Annotated in this window: 1 protein-coding gene; it reads left to right on the forward strand. The window is 44.1% G+C overall.

Translation table 11 applies throughout. The features are described from left to right. Positions 1-140: 140 nt before the first annotated feature. A partial coding sequence (locus tag WMO43_RS14260; RefSeq protein WP_353531590.1) for a MobA/MobL family protein occupies positions 141-751 on the forward strand: 611 nt, incomplete at its 3' end.

Consider the following 751-nt stretch of genomic DNA (forward strand, 5'->3'; position numbering starts at 1 on the left):
CGGGGCTTTCAGCCAGACCTGCTCATGCCGCAGGGGGCACTCTTGCGCAGAGGGCGTTCCGACAGCTTCACTCCTGCAAAACCAGAAGAAGATGCTGTCGGAAATCAATGCCGGATACGGCAGAAAGGGGGAATCGTATCATGGCGATATTTCACTTTACAGTAAAGATTGTCGGGCGCAGTAAAGGAAAATCTGTCATATCCGCATCGGCATATCTTAATGGAGATGTGATGAAGAATGAGGAAACAGGCAGAATCAGTTACTATACTTCCAAAAAGGAAGTCGTCTACACCAGTCTGATGATGTGCGAAAATGCACCTCCTGAATGGCTGCATGTACCGGAAGAAAATATAAAAAGGTTTCAACAGTCTATCCGTTATAAAAGAGCGGATGATAAAGATGCCGCACTGGAAAAGTTTAAAATCACATTTCAGAAACAGCGTCTATGGAATGAGGTCTTAAAGATAGAAAAAAATGCAGATGCACAGCTTGGACGCTCATTTGAATTTTCCCTGCCGAAAGAATGGAGCAGACAGGAACAGATTGATTATACAACCGAATATATTCAAAAAACTTTCGTGGACAAGGGAATGTGTGCCGATTGGAGCATACACGATAAGAACGATGGGAACCCACATGTGCATTTACTTGTAACCATGCGACCATTCAATCCAGATCACTCATGGGGCAACAAAGAAGTCAAGGACTGGGATTTTGTCAGAGATACTGACGGAAATATCGTGGTTGATGA

Source organism: Maccoyibacter intestinihominis (assembly GCF_040096355.1).
Lineage (GTDB): Bacteria > Bacillota > Clostridia > Lachnospirales > Lachnospiraceae > Maccoyibacter > Maccoyibacter intestinihominis.